Here is a 21906-nt window from a genome sequence, read left to right as displayed (position 1 = left end):
CCGATTTCGCGACACTCCGCCACTATGGAGGCCGCTTTTGGACGATACTGATGACTTTCCTTTCAACATTTATTCGATGTCGCAACACAAGAACAAGACATTCGCCACCGCCCTCGCCTTCCTGCTCGGCGGACTCGGCGCGCACCGCTTCTATCTCAAGGGCAGCGTCGACCGCCTCGGCCTGCTCCACATCTGCAGCCTGCCGGCCGCCGGCCTCGTGTACGGCCTCGGCCACGCGCCGAATCCGTTCTGGGTCCTGCTGCCCCTGATCCTGTCCTGGCTCGTCGGCTTCGGCGAAGCACTGATCCTCGGCCTCACGCCGGACGAGAAATGGGATGCCCGCTACAACCGCAACTCCGGCCGCCGCTCCGCGTCGCACTGGTTCGTGATCCTGCTCGTCGTGGTCACGATGCTGGTGGGCACGACGGCGCTCATCGCCACCATCTCGCGGCTGTTCGACCTGCTCTACACGGGCGGCGCGTACGGCTGACACGTTCGGCATCAGCGTCACAAGCCGGTCGCACCCCAGTCATACCGCGGCACCTGCGCTGGCGGCGTACCGGTCACGATCACGATCTCGCGGTGCGCATTCAGCGCGATCGTGGCCGGATCACCCGTGAAGCGCGTCACCGTTTCCTTGTCGATCACGTAATAGGTCGGCGTGCCGGGCAGCCCTGCCACCGCCGCGGTGCCGAGCGGCTGTCCCCATAACGCAAAGAACTGCCCCAGCGTGAACACCTTGGGCACATCCGTCTCGACGTGCAGGATGCCCGTGATGTCGTGGGTGTGCATTTCGTACGAACAGCCGCTGCCGCGCCCGATCGAATCCGGCAAGCCAAGCCGTATGCCGTCCTGGTAGATCGAGAGGAGCGCGTGGATGTGGTAATCCTCGTTCTTCGCGCACCCCACGCCATCGACGACGGCCGTGCCCGCATGGCTCCATGCCGGCCACTGCGGCCTGCTGTTCAGCGTCGTATAGAGCTTGGTATAGCCCGGCTCCAGCACGATGTCCTTCGGCGGCGCGGGATCGCCGGGCGGCTGCGGCGCCGGGGCGGGTGTCGGCGCGGGCGCGGGTGCCGGCGCAGGCGTGGGACTCGGCACCGCCGGCGGATCGTTCGCGACCGTCGTGGGGGTGGCGTCGCTGCCGCCGCCGCAGGCCACCAGCGCGGACAATGCGGCACAGGCGACGGCGATCGGTAATACCTTGCCAGGCTTCGGGGGATTCATGGGGCGCTCCTTCGATTGTGGATGCGACGAATCGATTCTAGGAGCGCCGCTTACCCGCCACGCATGACGGGCATCAAATGCAGAGCAGCGGTCGGCAGCACGCAACAAATCGCCTGCTGCGGCCCATGAAAAAAGCGGCCCGCAGGCCGCTTCGACAACACCTCCAGCCGTCAGAACTGCTCGACGTCCAGCGCCAGCACGCCGGCGGCACCGTCCACGATCGCGTGGCGCAGTCCGTCCGCCTGCGCCAGCATGTGGTCCGCGAAGAAGCGCGCGGTGGCGATCTTGGCGCGGTAGAACGCCGCGTCGCCGGCGCCGGCATCCAGCTTCTGGCGCGCGACGATGGCCGCGCGCGCCATCTGCCAGCCGCCCAGCACGATGCCTGCCAGCTTCAGGTACAGCACGCTGCCCGCGAACACGGCGCGCGGGTCGGCTTTCGTGTTCGTCACGACGTAGTCGACAACGGCTTCCAGCGCCGCGCTGCCCGCGACCAGCTGGCTGCGAATCGCCGTGAAGTCCGCATCCCGCACCTCCGCCAGCTGCGCCTCGGTCGCGCGCACCTGGGCCAGGATCGCCTTCGCCACGGCGCCGCCGTCGCGCACGGTCTTGCGGCCCACGAGGTCATTGGCCTGGATCGCCGTCGTGCCTTCGTAGATCGTGAGGATCTTGGCGTCGCGGTAGTGCTGCGCGGCGCCCGTCTCCTCGATGAAGCCCATGCCGCCATGCACCTGCACGCCGTCGCGGGCGACGTTCTCGCTCATCTCCGTCGACCAGCCCTTGATCACCGGGACGAGGTATTCGTACACGGCCAGGTTGGCCTTGCGGGTCGCTTCGTCCGGATGGCTGTGCGCCAGGTCCGAGAGGCCGGCGCCGACGTAGGCCAGCGCGCGCGCCGCTTCGGTCTGCGCGCGCATCGACATCAGCATGCGGCGCACGTCCGGGTGGTGGATGATGGCGACGGGGCCGGCGGAACCTTCGACGGCGCGCGACTGGACGCGCTCCTTCGCGAACGCGACGGCCTGCTGGTACGCGCGCTCGGCCAGGCCGATGCCCTGCATGCCGACGCCGAAGCGGGCCGCGTTCATCATGATGAACATGTATTCGAGGCCGCGGTTCTCTTCGCCGACGAGCGTGCCGATCGCGCCGCCATGGTCGCCGAACTGCAGCACCGCGGTCGGGCTCGCCTTGATGCCCAGCTTGTGCTCGATCGACACACAGTGCACGTCGTTGCGCTCGCCCAGCGAACCGTCATCACCCACCATGAACTTCGGCACGATGAACAGCGAGATCCCCTTCACGCCCGGGGGCGCGTCCGGCGTGCGCGCGAGCACGAGGTGGATGATGTTCTCGGCCATGTCGTGCTCACCGTAGGTGATGAAGATCTTGGTGCCGAAGATTTTATAGGTGCCGTCGCCCTGCGGCACGGCGCGCGTGCGCACGGCGGCGAGGTCGGAACCGGCCTGCGGTTCCGTCAGGTTCATCGTGCCGGTCCACTTGCCGTTGATCAGGGGCTCGATGAAGCGGGTCTTCTGCTCGGCGCTGCCGGCCGTCAGCAGCGCTTCGATGGCGCCGTCCGTCAGCAGGCCGACGAGGGCGAACGCGATGTTCGCGCTGTTGAGCATCTCGATGCACGGCGTGGCGACGAGCTTCGGCAGGCCCTGGCCGCCGAATTCGGCCGGGTGCTGCACGCCCTGCCAGCCGGCATCCGCGAAGCCGCGGAACGCTTCCTTGAAACCCTTCGACGTCGTGACCTGGCCGTCGTGCCAGTAGCTCGGCTCCTTGTCGCCCGATTGATTCAGCGGGGCGACGACTTCGCCGCAGAACTTCGCGTTCTCTTCCAGTACGGCTTCGACGGTATCGGGCGTCGCGTCTTCGCAGCCGGGCAGTTGGTTGATCTCGGACAGGTTGGCCAGTTCGTTCACGACGAACAGCATGTCCTTCAGGGGGGCGTTGTAGGTCACCGCAGTCTCCTAGTTTCTCTTTACGTTACGTAAACGTCAATCGCCGACCGCAAAAAAGGCGGGAACCCAATCGCCGGCGTGCCTGCTACGGCCAACGCCGGTCGTACGCTACGCAAATTGGGTTCCCGCCTGCGCGGGAACGACGGTTTTTATGCTGCCGCGATCAGCCCAGTTCCTTGACCAGCGCCGGCACGACCTCGAACAGGTCGCCGACGATGCCGTAGTCGGCCACCGAGAAGATCGGCGCTTCCGGATCCTTGTTGATGGCGACGATGGTCTTGGAATCCTTCATGCCGGCCAGGTGCTGGATCGCGCCCGAGATACCGACGGCGATGTACAGCTGCGGCGCGACGATCTTGCCGGTCTGGCCCACCTGCCAGTCGTTCGGCACGTAGCCCGCGTCGACCGCGGCGCGCGATGCGCCCATCGCGGCGCCCAGCTTGTCGGCCAGCGGTTCCAGGATCTTGAAGTTGTCGCCCGAGCCCATGCCGCGGCCGCCAGAGACGACGACCTTGGCGCCGGTCAGTTCCGGACGGTCCGACTTGGCCAGTTCGCGGCCCACGAAGCTCGACTTGCCCGAGTCCGCGACGGCGGCGACGGTGTCGACGGCGGCCGAACCACCTTCCGCTGCGGCGGCGTCGAAGCCGGTGCCGCGCACGGTGATGACTTTCACGGCATCTAGCGACTGCACGGTGGCGATGGCGTTACCGGCGTAGATCGGACGCTCGAACGTGTCGGGCGCATCGACCTTGGTGATTTCCGAGATCTGGGCGACGTCCAGCTTGGCGGCGACGCGCGGCAGCACGTTCTTGCCGAAGGCCGACGCCGGGGCCAGGATGTGGGAGTAAGCGCCGGCCACGGCCAGGATCTGCTCGGCGACGTTCTCGGCGAGGCCGTCGGCGAATTGCGGCGCGTCGGCGACCAGCACTTTCGCCACGCCCGCGACCTTGGCGGCGGCTTCCGCGACGGCGCCGCAGCCGCTGCCGGCGACGAGGATGTGGACGTCGCCGCCGCATTGCGCGGCCGCGGTGACGGTATTCAGGGTGACAGCCTTCAGGTGGGCGTTGTCGTGTTCAGCAATGACGAGTGCGACCATGGTTATTCCTTAATTAGATGACTTTAGCTTCGGTGCGCAGCTTCGCAACCAGGGTCGCCACATCGGGCACCTTGACGCCGGCCGAACGCTTGGCCGGCTCGGCGACCTTGACGGTCTTCAGGCGCGGCGTGACGTCGACGCCCAGGTCTTCCGGCTTGACGGTCGTCAGCGGCTTTTTCTTGGCCTTCATGATGTTCGGCAGCGTGACGTAGCGCGGCTCGTTCAGGCGCAGGTCGGTGGTGACGATGGCCGGCAGGCTCAGGGCCACGGTTTCCAGGCCGCCGTCCACTTCGCGGGTCACGGTGACCTTGCCGTCTTCCAGCACGACCTTCGAGGCGAACGTTGCCTGCGGCCAGCCCAGCAGCGCAGCCAGCATCTGGCCGGTCTGGTTCGAATCGTCGTCGATCGCCTGCTTGCCCAGGATGATCAGTTGGGGCTGCTCTTCGACGGCCAGCGCCTTCAGTACCTTGGCGACGCCCAGCGGCTCGATCTCGGCACCGGTCTCGACCAGCACGCCGCGGTCGGCGCCGATCGCCATCGCGGTACGCAGGGTTTCCTGGGCCTGGGCCACGCCGCAGGTCACGGCCACGATCTCGGTGACCTTGCCGGCTTCCTTCAGGCGCGTGGCTTCTTCCACCGCGATCTCGTCGAACGGGTTCATCGACATCTTGACGTTGGCGATATCGACGCCGCTGCCGTCGGACTTGACGCGGACCTTGACGTTGTAGTCGACCACGCGTTTGACGGGTACCAGGACTTTCATAGTGTGCCTTTGAAAAATGGGTGAAAGACTAAAAATGATCCGAATTATAAAAGCAAATTCCGTTCAGGTCAGAATTAAAGCACGATCGTGCGTTTTTCGGTTAGAGGAAATGCCCTAATCGTACTTGATTGTGCGTTAGCGGGTTTCCTTGCGGGTGCGGATGGATTGCCCGGCGTACCGGGCTTCAGGAGAAGGCTGTCGTTATTTCCGGCGCAGCCAGAACGTGAATTCGCCGTTGATGTGCGTATGCGCCAGCAGGGCGTTGCCCGTCTGCTTGGCGAACGCCTGGAAGTCGCGTACCGAACCGGTGTCGGTGGCGACGATGCGCAGCACCTCGCCACTGGCCAGTTCCGCGAGGGCCTTCTTGGCCTTGAGGATCGGCAGCGGGCAATTCAAGCCACGCGCATCCAGGTCCTTCTGGACCTCGATGGTGCCGGTGTCGATTATGGTTTCGCTCATCGATTGCCTGCTAGTTGGTAGGGCATGGACCCGATAGTACTCCAATTAACCCATTATGACGCGCCGCACCAAAATTTGGTATCCATGTTGCGTTGTAACAACGGCAATTACTTGACAGGCAGATAGAGATGAGGCGGAGATGACCGGAGGAGAGGGATGCAGGGCGAACGGCTGTGCCGCCCACTTACCCATCGAAACAAGAGTTGATTCAGCTCAAATCCCCCTCGATTTACAGCGCACGCGCCGCCACAACATGCATATTGCGGCGGCGCGGTTACAACGCGTGATTACGGTTATGCGGAGACGCGCTCGCCGACCCAGCCGGCGACGCCCGCCAGCGCCTGCGGCAGCGCCGCGGGATCGGTACCGCCCGCCTGGGCCATGTCCGGACGGCCGCCGCCCTTGCCGCCGACCTGCTTGGCGACGAAGTTGACGAGATCGCCCGCCTTGACCTTGCCCGTGGCGTCCGGCGTCACGCCGGCGATCAGGCTGACCTTGCCCTCAAGCACGGAGGCCAGCACGATGGCGGCCGTCCCGAGCTTGTCCTTCAGCTTGTCCATCGTCTCGCGGAGACTCCCAACGTCGGCACCTTCCATCGTGGCGGCCAGCACCTTGATGCCGTTCACGTCGATGGCTTTCGTCACCAGCTCGTCGCCCTGGCCGGCGGCCAGCTTCGACTTCAGCGCGGCGATTTCCTTCTCCAGCGACTTGACCTGGTCCTGCACCTGGGCGATGCGCGACGGCAGCTCATCCGGGCTCGTCTTCAGCGCGCCGGCCGCTTCGTTCAACTTGCGGTTGATCGATTGCACCAGAGCCAGAGCGCCCTCGCCCGTCACGGCTTCCACGCGGCGGATGCCGGCGGCCACGCCGGATTCGGACACGATCTTGAACAGGCCGATGTCGCCCGTGCGGGTGACGTGCACGCCGCCGCACAATTCCTTCGACGAGCCGATGTCCAGCACGCGCACGGTGTCGCCGTATTTCTCGCCGAACAGGGCCATGGCGCCATGCTTGATCGCGTCGTCCATCGACATGTGCTGGGCCTGGGTCGCGTGATTCTCGAGAATTTCGCGATTCACGATGGTTTCCACCTGGGCGATCTGCTCGGCCGTCAGCGGGGCGTTGTGACTGAAGTCGAAGCGGGTCTTGTCCGGGTCGACCAGCGAGCCCTTCTGCTGCACATGGCCGCCCAGCACTTCGCGCAGCGCCTTGTGCATCAGGTGCGTCGCCGAGTGGTTGCGGATCGTACGCGCGCGCTTCACTTCATCGACTTGCGCGTCGACCATGTCGCCCACTTTCAGCGAGCCCGACTGCAGCACGCCATGGTGGCCGAACACTTCCGCCTGGATCTTCAACGTGTCTTCCACTTCGAACACGCCGCCCTGCGCCTTCAGCAGGCCCTTGTCGCCCACCTGGCCGCCGGATTCGGCGTAGAACGGGGTCGTGTCCAGCACGACGATGCCGTCCTGGCCCGCTTTCAGTTCCTGGACCGGTGCGCCGCCCGAGTACAGCGCGAGCACGCGGCTGTTGTGCACGAGGGCGTCGTAGCCGACGAAGGTCGTCTTCTCGCCCGAATACTCCACGTTGGCGGCCATCTTGAACTTGCCGGCGGCGCGGGCGGTCTTCTTCTGCTGCTCCATGGCGGCAGCGAAGCCTTCCTCGTCCAGCTTGATGCCGCGCTCGCGGCAGATGTCCGCGGTCAGGTCGAGCGGGAAGCCGTAGGTGTCGTACAGGGTGAAGGCGGTGCCGCCGTCGAGGTTCTGCGGATCCTTCGCGAGCTGCGCTTCGAGGATCTTCATGCCGTGCTCGAGGGTCTCGCCGAAGCGCTCTTCCTCGGCCTTCAGGGTCTGCATCACGCGCTCTTTCGCGTCGTGCAGTTCCGGGTAGGCGGCGCCCATCTCGATGTCGAGGTCTTCCACGAGCTTGTAGAAGAACGGCTTGGTCTGGCCCAGCTTGTGGCCATGACGCAGCGCGCGGCGGATGATGCGGCGCAGGACGTAGCCGTGGCCTTCGCTGCTCGGGATGATGCCGTCGACGATCATGAAGCTGGCGGCGCGGATGTGGTCGGCGATGACCTTCAGCGAGTTGTTCGCCAGGTCGGTCGCGCCGGTTTCGCGGGCGGCGGCCTTGATCAGGTTCTGGAACAGGTCGATCTCGTAGTTCGAATGCACGTGCTGCAGCACGGCGGCCAGGCGCTCCAGGCCCATGCCGGTGTCGATCGACGGCTTCGGCAGCGGGGTCAGCACGCCGGCTTCGTCGCGGTTGAACTGCATGAACACGAGGTTCCAGATCTCGATGAAGCGGTCGCCGTCTTCTTCCGGCGAGCCCGGAGGACCGCCCCAGATCTCGGCGCCGTGGTCGTAGAAGATTTCCGTGCACGGACCGCAGGGGCCGGTGTCGGCCATCTGCCAGAAGTTGTCCGATGCGTAGCGCGCGCCCTTGTTGTCGCCGATGCGGATGATGCGCTCCGTCGGCACGCCGATTTCATTGGCCCAGATGCCGTAGGCTTCGTCGTCTTCGAAGTAGACGGTGATGGTCAGCTTTTCCGCCGGCAGGTTATAGACCTTGGTCAGCAGTTCCCAGGCAAAGTGGATGGCGTCGCGCTTGAAATAGTCGCCGAAGCTGAAATTGCCCAGCATTTCGAAGAACGTGTGGTGGCGCGCGGTGTAGCCGACGTTTTCCAGGTCGTTGTGCTTGCCGCCGGCGCGCACGCAGCGCTGCACGGTGGTGGCGCGCTTGTACGGACGCGTATCCAGGCCCAGGAACACGTCCTTGAACTGCACCATGCCGCTGTTGGTCAACAACATCGTCGGGTCGTTACCCGGCACGAGCGGGCTGGAGCGGACGATCGTGTGGCCTTTGGACTCAAAGAACTTGAGAAACTTTTCGCGTATTTCGGTGGATTTCATGTCGTAGGGGCGGATTCAGGCAGCTTGCTATATAAAGAAAATCGATTATAGCGTGGTATCGGCAGTTACCTGTACTTGTGCGATTTGCCGTTGCAGAAACGACAACGGCGCACGTCAGCGCAACAATGCCAGTACCGCCCTCGGCTCGCCATTGGCCTGGCTCAGCATGGCGGATGCCGCCTGCTGCAGGATCTGGGCGCGCGTCAGCCTGACCGCGGCCCCGGCGTAGTCCACGTCCTCGATGCGGCTCTTCGCCGCCTCCAGGTTCATCGACATCGTCTGGTTGTTGCTGGCCGCGGCGTCCATGCGGTTGCTGTAGGCCCCCACCTGCACGCGCTGCTCGTTGACGGACGCGAGCGCGTCGTCGATGTGCAGCAGCGCCACCGCCGGGTTGCGCATGTCCAGGTCCGCGAGGCCCAGCGCGCTGGCGTTCACGGCCGCGAACTCCATGTCGACAAGGTCTCCGGCGGAGGCACCGACCTGGATCTGCACCCGATGCCGGCCCGTACTCCCGCCGCCGATGTCCGGATACTCGACCTTGAAGTTGCGCAGCGGCCGGGCGGCCGTGCCGAAGCCGGATTCCGGCACGACGCCCCGCGCGTCGCGCGTCGGCCCGCCGTCCGCGTCGAGGCCGCCGATCGCGCCCGTGTCCGCATTCGCCAGGTTCATGCCCCCGATGAACCCGGCGCCATTGGCGGCGAAATCCGTCATGAAGTCGCCGGTGCCCTGGTACTGCCCGCCCGTGACGGCCTTCAGCGCCGTGTCCAGGTCGGTCCCCTGGTGCCCGTTCAGGTAAGTCATCAGGCCCTTCATGCCGCCGTCGACGCCCATCGATTTCAACCGGTCATGCAGGTAGCGCGAGGCGACGTAGCCGCCTTCGTAGCTGAAGCCGCCGCCCGTGATCGTGTCGACGATGCCCTGCGCCGTCTGGCCACCCGCCAGCGCGCCGGCCAGGCGCTCGTCGGCGCCATGGATCAGCTCGGCCGTGCCTTCGATGAACCACTGGGGAAGGTTCATGCCGGTCGAGTGCAGCATGATCGCGTGCACCATCTCGTGCGCAATGACACGGTCGTCGTACATCGGTCCGGTGCCGCCGTCCGGCGTGCTGATGTCGCTGAAATCGGCCATGTCGATGTTCAGCGTGACGTCGTTGCCGAGCCCCGACGCGCCCGTGACGGACGCAAGCACGCCACTCTTGCCATCCGTCGTGTCGAGGTTGATCTTCAGGGTCGAGCCATCGCCCTGCAGGCCGTAGTACTGCTGGACCATGTCTTCGGCGGCGCTCAGCCAGCCGGCCTTGAGGCTGTCGAGCACGGCACGCTTCTTCTTGTCCTCGCTACCGCTCTCGGACGCCGGCGAAAAGATCGCTTGGTCATTGAACGAGGCGCCATTGCCCACCTGGGTGATCTGGGACAGGATCTGGTCCGCTTCCGCCTGCAACGTGTTGCGGTCGCTGTCCGTGTACGAGCCGTTGCCGGACGCCACCGCCAGTTCGCGCAGGCGCTGCAGGCTGTCGCTGATGTTCGACAGCGCGCTGTCCGCCACCTGCAGCATCGACGTCGTGTCGTTGATGCTGCGCATGGCCTGGCGCATCCCCGTCAGCTGCGACCTCATGCGGCCCGTGATGGCCTGGCCGGCCGGATCGTCCGCGGCGCTCGCGATGCTGGTGCCCGAGCTCAGGCGCGCGACGAGGCGCGTCACCTCGTTCGTGTGCTCCGCCAGGTTGCGCTGGGCGTGCAGGGACAGGGAGTTGTTGTTGATCGATAAGGACATAAGGCCGTGACCGGGAGCCGAATGTCATTAACGACAAGCCGTTACAATTCTTGAGGAAAAACTTTCGCTTTAGAAAAAATCAGGCGGGATGAGGTCGATCCGGTCCGTGCACAACCCGTCCACGCCCCAGCCGAACAGTTCGCGCACGCGCGCGGGCGCGTTGACCGTGTAGCAGAACAGGCCGAAGCCCGCGGCTTTCACTTGCGCGGCGCCGGACGCCGTCAGACGCGTATGGTCGGTATGGATCGCGACGGCGTCCAGCGCCCGCGCACGGGGTTCCCAATCCGGCGGCAACGCCTCCGTCAGCCAGGCGCGCGGAACCCGGGGCGCGGCCTCCCGGGCCGCCGCCAGCGCGGTCTCGCTGAACGACGACAGCAACGGCACCTGCCCCACCCTGCCCGCGGCGATCTCGTCGGCGAACAGCGCGGCCGCCAGGCGCGCGACCACGGCGCCGGTCTCTGCGTCATGGCCGGGCACGGGCTTGATCTCGATGTTCATCCACACGCCGTGCGCCTTGCAATACTGCGCGAACTCGACGAACAGCGGCACCGGTTCGCCCTCGTAGTCCGGACCGAACCACGAGCCGGCATCGCGCGCGGCGAGGTCGAGCGCATCCATGTCCGCCACCGATCCCGTCCCGGCCACCGTACGGCCCAGCTCGGGGTCGTGCAGCACGACGGGGACGCCGTCGCGCGCCAGCATGACGTCGAATTCGATGGCGCGATAGCCTGCGTCCATGCCGCGGCGCACGCCGGCCACCGTGTTTTCCGGCGCCAGCGTGCCGCCGCCGCGGTGGGCCAGGATCCTGGGGTAAGGCCACATGGTATTCCTCCCGAACGGTATTCAGGCCGGCGCCAGCGCGCGCGCCAGCCAGCAGAAACCGGCCAGGTTGAGGCCGACGGTCAGCCAGAACCCCTGCCGGAACGGACGTTTGACGGTCTTGTGCCGCAGCCATTGTTGCGCCAGCAAGCCGCCCGGCCAGCCGCCGGCCAGCCCCAGCAGCAGCAAGTGCCGCTCGGGCGTGCGCCGGTCGCCGCGCCGCGCGGCCGCTTTGTCGCGCGCATACAGCGCAAAACAGGCGGCGCTCGCGAGCACGTACGCGCCGCCCACCGCGGCCGGCAGCCCGAGGGCCAGCGCGGCGTAGGCATACAGGGCGAAGAACAGGAGCAGCGGCGTATAGATCATGACGCCAGCTTACGCGCCGGCGCCGCGGGTGTCCACCGGGCAACCCCACCGTCAGGGCATGGCCAGGAAGTCCGTGACGTCGCGCGTAAACCGCTCGGGCGCATCGAGGTACAGGAAGTGTCCGGCGCCCGCGTATTCGACGACGCGCGCATGCGGCAACGCCTGGCCCAGCGCGCGCTGGGCCGGCAGGCCGATCGCATAGTCCGCGGCGCCGGCCAGCACGAGCACGGGCATCGTCAGGCGTTCCGGATGGGCGAAGCGGTATTGCGTGAAGCCGCCGCCGAACAGCGCGTTGCCCAGTTCGCCCGTGTTGCGCAGGCCGCTCTTCGCGTCGATGGCATCCTGGCGTTTGCCGATCAGCATGTCCGGGAACATCACCTCGTCGTTGACGCGCTGGTGCAGGTCCGGGCCGACGGTGTTGAAGGCGTAGAAGCAGGCGTCCGGCGTCTCGTTGCGCGCCTTCGCATCGGCGCGCGCCTTGTCGAGCCGGTCGCCGTAGTGCCGCGCGATGTAGTCCACGCGCGCCGCGCAGGCGGCCGGGATGTCCGAGGCGGCGCTCACGAGCACCATCTTCGCCACGTGTCCGGGGTACCTGGCCGCGTACTCGAGCGCCAGCGTGCCGCCGAACGAATGGCCCAGCAGCGCGAGCTTGTCGACGCCGAGCGTCTTGCGCAACGCCTCGATGTCGTCGACGAGGGCGGCGATGGAATACTCGCCGCGCCACGGGCGCTCGGAGCGGCCGCTGCCGCGCTGGTCGAGGTAGATCACCCGCAGCGTTTTCTCGAGCGCCGGTCCGGCCTGGGCTTCGAAGCTGTAGCTGTTGTAGCCGGGGCCGCCGTGCAGGAACAACAGCGGCGGCGCGCCCTTCGCGCCGTGGCCGGCGACCTTGTACCACAGGCGGACGTCGCCCACGACGACCTGGTGTTCGCCGGGCTGCATCGCGGCGGTGCCGGCGGCGTGGACGGAAGTGCACAGGACGGCGGCGGCGAGCGCGGCCGAACGGAAGATCGTATGCATAGTCTCTCTCGGGCAGTTGTTTTATTTATGTACCGCAATGCGGATTATAGATGCCGTCCGTCCGTTAGCGAGCGTACGGAGGGATGCCCCGCGAACGCCTACCCTTGCGGTTCGAGGTTTCAACGCGGAGAACATCATGAGCTTTGATTTGGGCAACCTGTTGCAACAATACCTGGGCGGTGCCAACCCGAACGCCAACCCGGCGCAGGCCGAGAACGATTTCGACCACGTGGCGCAGAACGTGCCGCGCGCCACCGTCGCGCAGGGCGTGACGCAGGCGCTGCGCTCGGACCAGACACCGCCGTTTTCACAGATGGTCGGCCAGCTGTTTGGCAACAGCAATCCCGACCAGCGCGCAGGCATGCTGAACCAGCTGCTGGCCAATATCGGCCCTTCCGTGCTCGCGTCCGTCGCGGGCGGCTCGCTCGGCAACCTGCTCGGCGCCGACCAGGCCCGCGTGTCGCCGGAACAGGCGAGCCAGGTGTCGCCGGAACAGGTGCAGGAACTGGCCGCCAAGGCCGAGCAGCAGAATCCCGGCATCGTCGAACGCATGGGCGACTTCTATGCCGAACACCCGACCCTGGTCAAGGCCATCGGCGGCGCCGCGCTGGCGATCGCGCTCGGCCACATGGCCCAGGGCATGCAACGTCATTGAGCGCATCCACCAACATCGAGAAGGAGTCGACATGGGTATCCTGAGCAATATCTTCCATAAAATCTTCCCGGGTTCGCATCCCGCCGCGCAGAACAGCAGCCAGGCGGCCCCGGGCGCCCAGCAACGCGCGCCGCAGCCGACCCAGCAACCCGCGCAGCCACCGGCACAGCAGCCCGCGCAACAACCGCAGGCCGCGCCCGCGGCAAGCGCGCCGGCGGCCGCACCGATGCAGCAGGTCGACGTGGAAGCCGTGCTGAACAACATGCAGCAGCAATCCGGCCAACAGCTGAACTGGCGCACGTCGATCGTCGACCTGCTGAAGCTGCTGGGCCTCGATTCCAGCCTGCAGTCACGCAAGGAACTGGCCGCCGAGCTGAACTATTCCGGCGACACCAGCGACTCGGCCAGCATGAACATCTGGCTGCACCGCCAGGTCATGAACAAGCTGGCGGCAAACGGCGGCAAGGTGCCGGCCGACCTGAAGGACTAATGATCAGTCCGCAAGACTGACGTTGGCCGGCGTGCCGCACGAAAAGCAGTAGCGCGTGAACGCGTTCTTCCGCGTGGTGCACGCCGGGCAGCGGTCGAACAGGCCGATGCCGCAGTGCGGACAATGGGCCAGGTGTTCGTCCTTGAAATTCGTCGCGCGCTCGCACGACGGGCAGACGTTCTTGGCGATGCGTTCCATTGCCACGTCGTAGCGCATCGTCGTACGGCGTTCGGCGTCGGGCATGGCCTCCGCGGCCCGCTGGCGTTCCAGCCACGCGTGCAGCCAGCGGATCGCGTAGCGGCCCACGACGACCGTCACCACGATGCCCACGCCGTAGCGCACATAGCCGCCGTAGCTGGGCAAGTAAGGCACCAGCTCGACGAAGAACGCGAACAACGCGAAGAAAATGAAGCCCCACGTGAACGGCCAGTACGTGCCGTTGCGCTTGTACTTGAACAGCGCCCCCGCCACCAGCAGCAGCGGCAGGGTCACGCCGAGGCGGATCAGGAAGACCTTGCGCGCGGCCCTGGCCGCGGCCTCGTTCGCGGCCTCGCGTGCCGGTTCCAGCAGCGCCTCGTAGGCCGCGGCGGCCTTCTGCTGGGCCTGTTTGGCGTCGAGTTCGACCTGCTCCTGGGCTTCGACCGCGGCGAGCGCGGCGCGTTCCGCTGCCACGAGTTTATCCAGCTCGCGGTTGCGCGCGATCAGTTCCGTGTCCTGGTCAGGGCGCGCTGTCACGTGGCGCGTCGCGATCCAGTTCTCGAAGGCGTCGCGCGCGCTTGTCGTGTTGGCCTGCGCCACGCGGTGTTTCTGCTGGGCCTGCTCCAGCGCCGCGTCCGCCGCTTCGCGCGTGTGCTGCGCCTGCTCGGACGCGGCCCGCAGCGGGCCCGCCTTGGCGGGATCGAGAAATTGTTCGGCTGGGGGCACGGGCTCCAGGTACATCACGTTGTCGACGACCTGGTTGCCGAGCCCGATCAGGAATCCGGCGAAGACGAAGGCGACGAGCCACAGCGCCCGGCGCATCCATTGTTCGGTCCAACGCAATCCTTTGCTCATGGTGCGGCTCCTCCATCGATGGCGAAAGCCGCAGCTTGCCATCAATACACGGAGCGGACCACAAGAAAGCGCAAGGCGATCACCTTGCGCTACCTCACGTCGCGTGGATCGCTACCCGATCCGGTTTAGAAATAGGACAACCCGAGGGCCTTGCGCACCTCGTCCGTCGTGCGCGCCGCCACCTCGCGCGCCTTCATCGTGCCTTCCTTGAGGATTTGCATGACCTGGCCCTTGTCCTTGGCCAGTTCCTCGCGGCGGGCGCGGATCGGCGCCAGCATGTCCTGCAGGATGCCTTCCAGGCGCTTCTTGACGACGGAATCGCCCAGGCCGCCGCGCACGTAATGCGCCTTCATCTCGGCCAGGCCTTCCTTGTCGGTATCGAACGCGTCCAGGTACAGGAACGCGACATTGCCTTCCAGGTGGCCCGGGTCGGACACCTTCAGGTGCAGCGGGTCGGTGTAGACCATCTTGACGGCCGCGCGGATCTCGTCGGCGGACGCGCCCAGGTTGATGGTGTTGCCGAGGGACTTGCTCATCTTGGCCTTGCCGTCGATGCCCGGCAGGCGGCCGACTTCGGGCACGATCGCCTTGCACTCGACGAGGATGTCGCGGCCGGCGTTGCGGTTGAACTTGCGCACGATCTCGTTGCACTGCTCGATCATCGGGATCTGGTCTTCGCCGACCGGCACGATGGTCGCCTTGAACGCGCTGATGTCGGCGGCCTGGCTCGCCGGATACGTGAGGAAGCCGGCCGGGATGTCGCGCTCGAAGCCGCGCAGGATGATTTCCTGCTTGACGGTCGGGTTGCGCTCGAGGCGCGCGACGGTCACCAGGTTCAGGTAATAAAAGGTCAGCTCGGCCAGTTCCGGGATCTGCGACTGGATCAGGATGGTCGATTTGGCGGGGTCGATCCCTACGGCAAGGTAATCGAGCGCCACCTCGATCACGTTCCGGTGTACCTTACCGATATCATCCATATTGTCCGTGAGCGCCTGGGCGTCCGCGAGCATGATGAACTGGCGATATTGGTCCTGGTAAGTGACGCGATTGCGCAGGCTGCCGACGAAGTGGCCGAGGTGCAGCGGCCCGGTGGGACGGTCGCCGGTGAGGATGATGGGCGTGGTAGCGGTAGGGGTTTGCAGACTCATCGAGTTTTCCTTGGGTGATTGACCGCCCTGCCTCGACCCTGCTGCGCCAACAAAAACGCCACCTTGGAATCGAGGCGGCGTTTCGGAATACCTATCCAATTCACTGGCCGCGCGCAATCAGCGGCGCCACCAGGTGAGAACAGGATGTGGATACGAAAAATTCATGGATGGCATGGTTGCAGGTTGACGCGCCGCTGTCAACCGCCGCCGCTCGAAAGCCAAAACGCTTCCCCGACTTTTTTGCCAGTTCGGGGCCATGCTGGATTTTTTGTTGCAATAAAACTAACACATTGGTGATTTATGAATTCCACGAAGAGCACGAACAGCCACGCCCGCCCTCTCGAACTGTGGGGCGGCCTCGAATGCACCGTCAACCGCGTCCGCGACGACTACTTCCACCAACTCGACCGTAACGGCCACGCCTCCCGGGCCGACGACATCGCCCGTTTCGCTTCCCTCGGCATCCGCGCCATCCGCTACCCCGTGCTGTGGGAACGCACGGCGCCGGACGGCGTCCACGCCGCCGACTGGTCCTGGCCCGACGAACGCCTCAACGCCCTCCGCGCCCACGGCGTCACGCCCATCGCGGGCCTGATCCACCACGGCAGCGGCCCGCGCCACACGAGCCTGGTCGACCCCGCATTCGCCGAGCAGCTGGCGGAATATGCCGGCGCCGTGGCCGTGCGCTATCCGTGGATCGAGTACTACACCCCCGTCAACGAACCGTGCACGACGGCCCGCTTCGCCGGCCTGTACGGCGTGTGGTATCCCCACGGCCGCGACGACCGCACGTTCGTGCAAGCCCTGCTGAACCAGTGCCGCGCCGTGGTGCTGGCCATGCGCGCGATCCGCGCCGTGAATCCGGACGCGAAACTGGTGCAGACGGACGACCTCGGCAAGACCTACAGCACGCCCGAGATGGCCACCGTGGCCGAGTTTTATAACGAGCGCCGCTGGCTCGCGTGGGACCTGCTGTGCGGCATGGTCGGTCCCGAGCACGCGCTGTGGTCGTACCTGACGAAGACCGGCATCCCGGCCGAGGAATTCCTGTGGTTCCGCGACAATCCGTGCCCGCCGGACGTCATCGGCGTCAATTACTACGTCACGAGCGAGCGCTGGCTCGACCACCGTCCGGACCGCTATCCGGCGCACCACCGCGGCGTGGCCGACGGCATCCCGTGCGCCGACATCGAGGCCTCGCGCGCGCTCGCGACGCCCACGGCCGGCATCGCCCCGCTGCTGCACGAGATCTGGGACCGGTACCACATCCCGCTCGCCGTCACCGAGGCGCACATCGACGCCAACCGCGAAGACCAGTTGCGCTGGCTGCTGGAGATCTGGGAAGCGGGCAAGGAAGTGCGCGCGAACGGCGTCGACCTGCGCGCCGTCACCGTCTGGTCGCTGCTGGGCTCGTTCGACTGGAACAGCCTCGTCACCTGCAACAACGGTTATTACGAACCGGGCCCGTTCGACGTGCGCACGCCGGAACCGCGTCCGACGGCCGTCGCGCGCATGATGCGGGAACTGTCGGCCGGCGCCCCGCTGTCGCACCCGGTGCTGCGCGGCCAGGGCTGGTGGCGCCGGCCGGGCCGCTGGCTGTGCACGCCCGTCGCGACGCCCGATGCGCTGACGTCGATCACGGCCGACGGCCACACGCTCGTCGGCAAGGATGCGGCACCGATCCTCATCACGGGTGCGACAGGCACCCTGGGCCGCGCATTCGCCCGTATCTGCCGCAAGCGCAACCTCGCGTACCGCCTGCTGTCGCGCCAGGACATGGACATCACGGACCCGGCCTCCGTCGACCGCGCGCTCGACAAATACCGTCCCTGGGCGGTCGTCAACACGGCGGGCTACGTGCGCGTGGACGATGCCGAGCGCGACGCCGAGCGCTGCTTCCGCGAGAACGCGATCGGCCCCGCGATCCTGGCCGCCGCGTGCGCCCGCCACGGCGTGCACCTGACGACGTTCTCCAGCGACCTCGTGTTCGACGGCGCGCTCGACCGGCCGTACGTCGAAAGCGATGCGGTCGCGCCCCTGAACGTCTACGGCCGCAGCAAGGCCGAGGCCGAGCTGCGCGTGCAGGACAAGCACCCGGGCGCCCTCGTCGTGCGCACGAGCGCGTTCTTCGGCCCGTGGGACAAGTACAACTTCGTCACGCTGGCGCTGCAGACGCTGGAGCGGGGCGAACCGTTCCGCGCCGCGCGCGACATGGCCGTCTCGCCGACCTATGTGCCGGACCTCGTGCACGCCTGCCTCGACCTCGCGATCGACGGCGAGTCCGGCGTCTGGCACCTGGCCAACGTCGGCACGCTGACGTGGGTCGAGCTGGCCGAGCAGGCGGCGGCGCGCGCGGGCGTCGACGCCAGCCGGCTGGAAGCCGTAGCGGCCGAGTCGTATGGCTTCGCGGCGCCGCGGCCGCGCTACACGGGACTGCACAGCGAGCGCGGGATCCTGCTGCCGTCGCTGGACCATGCGCTGGGCCGCTATCTCGAGTTGCGCAACGAGATCGACCAGGAGATGGAAGAAGTGATCCTGATGGCAGAGAGTCGGCAGGCCTGAAGGCGTGGCGCGTTAAAATTGCCGGGGTAACCATCCGATAAAGGTTCTACCCCGTGCAAGAGCAACACGCCTTCCCCTTCCTGCGCGAAATCCTGCTGTTCCTCGCCCTTGCCGGCATCCTGATCCCGCTGCTGCAGCGCCTGCGCATCAACCAGGTGCTGGGCTTCCTCGCCGTCGGCGCCCTGCTCGGCCCGTTCGGGCTCGGGCGCATGGCGCAGGATTTCGCGCCGCTCGGCCTGTTCACGTTCCCCAACAACGACAACGTCGCCATGCTGGCCGAGCTGGGCGTGCTGTTCCTCATGTTCATGATCGGCCTGGAGCTCTCGGCCGCGCGCCTGTGGGCGATGCGGCGCTGGGTGTTCGGGACCGGCAGCGCGCAGGTCGTGCTGTGCGCCGCCTTGATCGGCGGTGCGGCCTATCTTCTGCTCGACCAGCGGCTGGATGCCGCGCTCGTGCTGGGCCTCGTGCTGTCGCTGTCGTCGACGGCCGTCGTGATGCAGTTGCTGGCCGAGAGCCAGCGCACCGCGAGTCCCCTCGGCCAGGCCGCGTTCGCCGTGCTGATGCTGCAGGATCTCGCTGTCGTACCGATCCTGATCCTGATCGGGGCGCTCGGCAACAACGACGGGGGCGGTTCGAACGTGGCGCTGATCGCCCTGCTCGCGATGGCCAAGGCGGCGGTAGCCATCGCCCTCATCTACCTCGTCGGCGGCAAGGTCGTGCACCCGCTGTTCCGCGCGTTCGCCCGCCATCGCCAGCCGGACGTGTTCATGGCCCTGATCCTGCTGTCGACGTTCGGCATCGCCGCGCTGTCGCACCTGGCCGGCCTGTCGATGGCGCTGGGCGCGCTGATTGCCGGCTTGCTGCTGGCCGAGACCGAATTCAAGCACGAGGTCGAGCTGATGGTCGAGCCGTTCAAGGGCCTGCTCATGGGGCTGTTCTTCATGACGGTCGGCATGGGCATGGACGCGCTGCAGGTCCTGCACGCGCCGCTGTGGCTCGCGTGCGCCGTGCTGGGCCTCGTCCTGCTCAAGGGCCTCGTCGTCGCGCCGCTGCTGCGCCTCGGCGGCCTGCCGTGGGGCCGCGCGCTCGAAGGCGCCCTGCTGCTGGGCCAGGGCGGCGAATTCGCGTTCATCGTGATCGGCTACGCCACCGCGTCGAAGCTGCTGGACGGCGCCCTCGGCGCGCGCGTGATGCTGGCCGTCGGCCTGTCGCTGTTCATCACGCCGCTGCTGGCGCGCATCGGCCATGCGATCGGCGAGCGCTCGGCGGCGGAACCGCAGGGTGCGGCCGCGCATCTCGCCGACAACGAACTCGAGGCGGCGCGCGGCCGCGTGATCATCGCCGGCTTCGGCCGCGTCGGGCAGCAGCTGGCCAAGCTGCTCACGGCCCAGGGCATCCCGTACGTCGCGTTCGAGAACGATGCGAAGCTCGTCTCGCAGCTGCACGCGGACGGCGCGCCGGTCTTCTTCGGCAACGCGGCGCGCCCGGAACTGCTGCGCCGCGTGCATGCGGACGAGGCGCCGGCAATCGTGCTGACGATGGATCATCCAGCCTCCGCGCTGCAGGCCGTGCGCGGCATCCGGCGCGAGTTCCCCGACGTGCAGTTGTACGCGCGCTCGCGCGACGAAAAACACGCACGCGCCCTCAAGCGGGCCGGCGCCAACGTCGTCGTGCCCGAAACGCTGGAGGCGAGCCTGCAGCTGTCGGCCTTCGTGCTCGAAGGGATGGGACTGGACGAGCGCATGGTCGACGACATCGTCGACCGCGAGCGCGATGCGTTCGCCGCCGCGCTGGACGACGCGCGCTCGCGGGAGCGCGACGAACGCGACGTATAATCCGCGCCGAGAACAACTCATCAATCGGAGACCAGATGGCATTTCATCCGAACGGACCGCACAACGGTCCGGACAATCGCCTGCAGGGCGCGCTGGGCCACATCCGCGTGCTCGACCTGTCGCGCGTGCTGGCCGGGCCGTGGTGCTCGCAGAACCTCGCCGACCTCGGCGCCGACATCATCAAGATCGAGCGCCCCGGCGCCGGCGACGACACCCGCGCCTGGGGGCCGCCGTACGCGCCGGACGCCGCAGGCCGGCCGACCACGGAAGCCGCCTACTACCTGGCGGCGAACCGCGGCAAGCGCTCGCTGACGGTCGACATCGCGAGCGAACCGGGCCAGGCGCTGCTGCGCGAACTGGTGCGCCATTGCGACGTCGTGATCGAGAACTTCAAGGTCGGCCACCTCAAGCGCTACGGCCTCGATTACGACTCGCTGAAGGCCGTCAGGCCGGACCTCGTGTACTGCTCGATCACGGGCTTCGGCCAGGACGGACCGTACGCGCACCGCGCCGGCTACGACTTCCTGATCCAGGGCATGGGCGGGCTGATGTCGGTAACGGGCGAACGCGACGACCTGCCGGGGGGCGGCCCGCAGAAAGTCGGCGTCGCCTTGACGGACCTGATGACGGGCATGTACGCGACCGTCGCCGTGCTCGCCGCGCTGACCCACCGCGACCGTACCGGCGAAGGCCAGCACATCGACATGGCGCTGCTGGACACGCAGGTCGCGATGCTGGCGAACGTCGGCAGCAATTACCTCAACAGCGGCAAGCGGCCGACACGCTGGGGCAATGCGCACGCCAACATCGTGCCGTACCAGACGTTCGCGTGCAGCGACGGCCACATCATCGTCGCCGCCGGCAACGACGGCCAGTACCAGAAGTTCGTGGAAGCGGGCGGCCGTCCGGAACTGGCGCGCGACCCGCGTTTCGCCACCAACCCTGCCCGCGTGCAGAACCGCGATGTACTCGTGCCGCTGCTGGCGGACATGGTGCGCGAACGGCCGCGCGCGGAATGGATCGCGCTGCTGGAAGCGGTGGGCGTGCCGTGCGGCCCGATCAATGACCTGGACGAGGTGTTCGCCAACGAGCAGGTGCGCGCACGCGGCATGGAGATCGCCCTGCCGCATCCGACCGCCGGGCAGGTGAAACTGGTGCGCAGCCCGATGCGCATGTCGGCCACGCCGGCCACGAGCGACAAGGCGCCGCCGCTGCTGGGCGAGCACACGGATGAAGTGTTGCGCGACGTGCTGGGCAAGACCGACGCGGAGATCGCCGCCCTGCGCGAGGGCGGCGTCGTGTGAGGCGTGGTCAGTGCAGCTTGTGCTTCAGGTCCGACAGTTCGGCATGCACGCGGGTGACCGCGGCTTCGAGGTGGGCGGGCATCGTCGGCAGCGAGCGGCTGATGCGCTTGGCTTCGTCGCCCATGTCTTCCAGGCTGTCCACGCATTGCTGGATGCGCTGCTGGTCGTTCGACTGCATCACGCTCTGCGCCTGCCTGGCTTCGCGCGACAGTTTTTCGATGCAGTCGCGGATCTCGTTGGGCGCATCCTGCTGACAGGCCTGCTGGGCTTCTTGAATGGTTTGCTGAATATGAGTGAATCGCTGCTGGATTTCGTTTGCTTGCAACATGACGTACTCCTTGCATTGATGGCTCGATACCGCATCCGCACGGGATGCGGGGCTGGAGCGTCATGGTAGTCCTGATGGGAATCGGGGGGCGCACGAACCGTATCGACGGGCTGGGCGCCGCCCCCTTGAACTGCTGGATTT

19 protein-coding genes are annotated in these 21906 nt (G+C 66.8%); 6 read left to right on the top strand and 13 right to left on the bottom strand.

Annotated features, from left to right (window positions below; translation table 11 throughout):
- Nucleotides 1-76 precede the first annotated feature (76 nt).
- Nucleotides 77-490 (top strand): NINE protein, encoded by a 414-nt coding sequence (locus ASD28_RS14490; RefSeq protein ID WP_056129164.1) that lies wholly within the window; start codon nt 77-79, stop codon nt 488-490.
- Nucleotides 491-507: 17 nt separating this feature from the next.
- Here ASD28_RS14490 and ASD28_RS14485 read toward each other — a convergent pair whose 3' ends face one another.
- From ASD28_RS14485 to ASD28_RS14440, 10 genes are all read right to left on the bottom strand, one after another.
- Complete coding sequence (locus tag ASD28_RS14485) at nt 508-1227, bottom strand: hypothetical protein (protein WP_056129026.1); 720 nt, start codon at nt 1225-1227, stop codon at nt 508-510.
- Nucleotides 1228-1397: 170 nt separating this feature from the next.
- Nucleotides 1398-3188 carry an acyl-CoA dehydrogenase gene (locus tag ASD28_RS14480; protein ID WP_056129022.1) on the bottom strand — a complete coding sequence of 597 codons (1791 nt, stop codon included), beginning with the start codon at nt 3186-3188 and terminating at the stop codon, nt 1398-1400.
- A gap of 163 nt (nt 3189-3351) precedes the next feature.
- Entirely contained in the window at nt 3352-4284 is a 933-nt protein-coding gene (locus tag ASD28_RS14475; RefSeq protein ID WP_056129019.1) for an electron transfer flavoprotein subunit alpha/FixB family protein, read from the bottom strand.
- 13 nt (nt 4285-4297) lie between these two features.
- Nucleotides 4298-5047 (bottom strand): electron transfer flavoprotein subunit beta/FixA family protein, encoded by a 750-nt coding sequence (locus ASD28_RS14470; RefSeq protein ID WP_056129015.1) that lies wholly within the window; start codon nt 5045-5047, stop codon nt 4298-4300.
- Nucleotides 5048-5248: 201 nt separating this feature from the next.
- Nucleotides 5249-5476, bottom strand: coding sequence for a sulfurtransferase TusA family protein (locus ASD28_RS14465; RefSeq protein ID WP_036238555.1), 228 nt, complete (start codon nt 5474-5476; stop codon nt 5249-5251).
- Nucleotides 5477-5799: 323 nt separating this feature from the next.
- On the bottom strand, nt 5800-8415 hold the full coding sequence (alaS, locus tag ASD28_RS14460; RefSeq protein ID WP_056129012.1) for an alanine--tRNA ligase: 2616 nt from the start codon (nt 8413-8415) through the stop codon (nt 5800-5802).
- A gap of 114 nt (nt 8416-8529) precedes the next feature.
- A complete protein-coding gene (locus tag ASD28_RS14455) occupies nt 8530-10188 on the bottom strand; it encodes a flagellinolysin (RefSeq protein ID WP_056129008.1) in 1659 nt (552 codons plus the stop codon).
- Between the two features lie 69 nt (nt 10189-10257).
- Complete coding sequence (ugpQ, locus tag ASD28_RS14450) at nt 10258-11010, bottom strand: glycerophosphodiester phosphodiesterase (protein WP_056129005.1); 753 nt, start codon at nt 11008-11010, stop codon at nt 10258-10260.
- 21 nt (nt 11011-11031) lie between these two features.
- Nucleotides 11032-11373 (bottom strand): DUF1294 domain-containing protein, encoded by a 342-nt coding sequence (locus tag ASD28_RS14445; protein ID WP_056129002.1) that lies wholly within the window; start codon nt 11371-11373, stop codon nt 11032-11034.
- 51 nt (nt 11374-11424) lie between these two features.
- Nucleotides 11425-12390: an alpha/beta fold hydrolase gene (locus ASD28_RS14440; RefSeq protein WP_056128999.1), complete on the bottom strand. Its 966-nt coding sequence runs from the start codon at nt 12388-12390 to the stop codon at nt 11425-11427.
- A gap of 136 nt (nt 12391-12526) precedes the next feature.
- On the opposite strand from ASD28_RS14440, the gene ASD28_RS14435 reads away from it, so the two are divergent.
- Nucleotides 12527-13045: a hypothetical protein gene (locus tag ASD28_RS14435; protein ID WP_229412274.1), complete on the top strand. Its 519-nt coding sequence runs from the start codon at nt 12527-12529 to the stop codon at nt 13043-13045.
- Nucleotides 13046-13076: 31 nt separating this feature from the next.
- On the top strand, nt 13077-13535 hold the full coding sequence (locus tag ASD28_RS14430; RefSeq protein WP_056128996.1) for a DUF3597 domain-containing protein: 459 nt from the start codon (nt 13077-13079) through the stop codon (nt 13533-13535).
- A gap of 3 nt (nt 13536-13538) precedes the next feature.
- On the opposite strand, the gene ASD28_RS14425 is transcribed toward ASD28_RS14430, so the two are convergent.
- On the bottom strand, nt 13539-14588 hold the full coding sequence (locus ASD28_RS14425; RefSeq protein ID WP_056128993.1) for a zinc ribbon domain-containing protein: 1050 nt from the start codon (nt 14586-14588) through the stop codon (nt 13539-13541).
- Nucleotides 14589-14713: 125 nt separating this feature from the next.
- On the bottom strand, nt 14714-15736 hold the full coding sequence (gene trpS, locus ASD28_RS14420; RefSeq protein ID WP_036238519.1) for a tryptophan--tRNA ligase: 1023 nt from the start codon (nt 15734-15736) through the stop codon (nt 14714-14716).
- Between the two features lie 300 nt (nt 15737-16036).
- On the opposite strand from trpS, the gene ASD28_RS14415 reads away from it, so the two are divergent.
- From ASD28_RS14415 to ASD28_RS14405, 3 genes are read left to right on the top strand one after another with little or no spacing between them, the layout of a single operon-like run.
- Nucleotides 16037-18298 (top strand): family 1 glycosylhydrolase, encoded by a 2262-nt coding sequence (locus tag ASD28_RS14415; RefSeq protein WP_056128990.1) that lies wholly within the window; start codon nt 16037-16039, stop codon nt 18296-18298.
- Between the two features lie 53 nt (nt 18299-18351).
- Nucleotides 18352-20133 carry a cation:proton antiporter gene (locus tag ASD28_RS14410; protein WP_056128987.1) on the top strand — a complete coding sequence of 594 codons (1782 nt, stop codon included), beginning with the start codon at nt 18352-18354 and terminating at the stop codon, nt 20131-20133.
- Nucleotides 20134-20168: 35 nt separating this feature from the next.
- Nucleotides 20169-21437 (top strand): CaiB/BaiF CoA-transferase family protein, encoded by a 1269-nt coding sequence (locus ASD28_RS14405; RefSeq protein WP_056128983.1) that lies wholly within the window; start codon nt 20169-20171, stop codon nt 21435-21437.
- A 7-nt stretch (nt 21438-21444) separates the two neighbouring features.
- Here ASD28_RS14405 and ASD28_RS14400 read toward each other — a convergent pair whose 3' ends face one another.
- Complete coding sequence (locus tag ASD28_RS14400; protein WP_056128981.1) at nt 21445-21765, bottom strand: hypothetical protein; 321 nt, start codon at nt 21763-21765, stop codon at nt 21445-21447.
- Nucleotides 21766-21906: the final 141 nt, after the last annotated feature.

Origin of the sequence: Massilia sp. Root133 (assembly GCF_001426525.1) — a bacterium.
Lineage (GTDB): Bacteria > Pseudomonadota > Gammaproteobacteria > Burkholderiales > Burkholderiaceae_D > Telluria > Telluria orientalis.
This window is presented reverse-complemented; position numbering and strand designations above follow the sequence as displayed.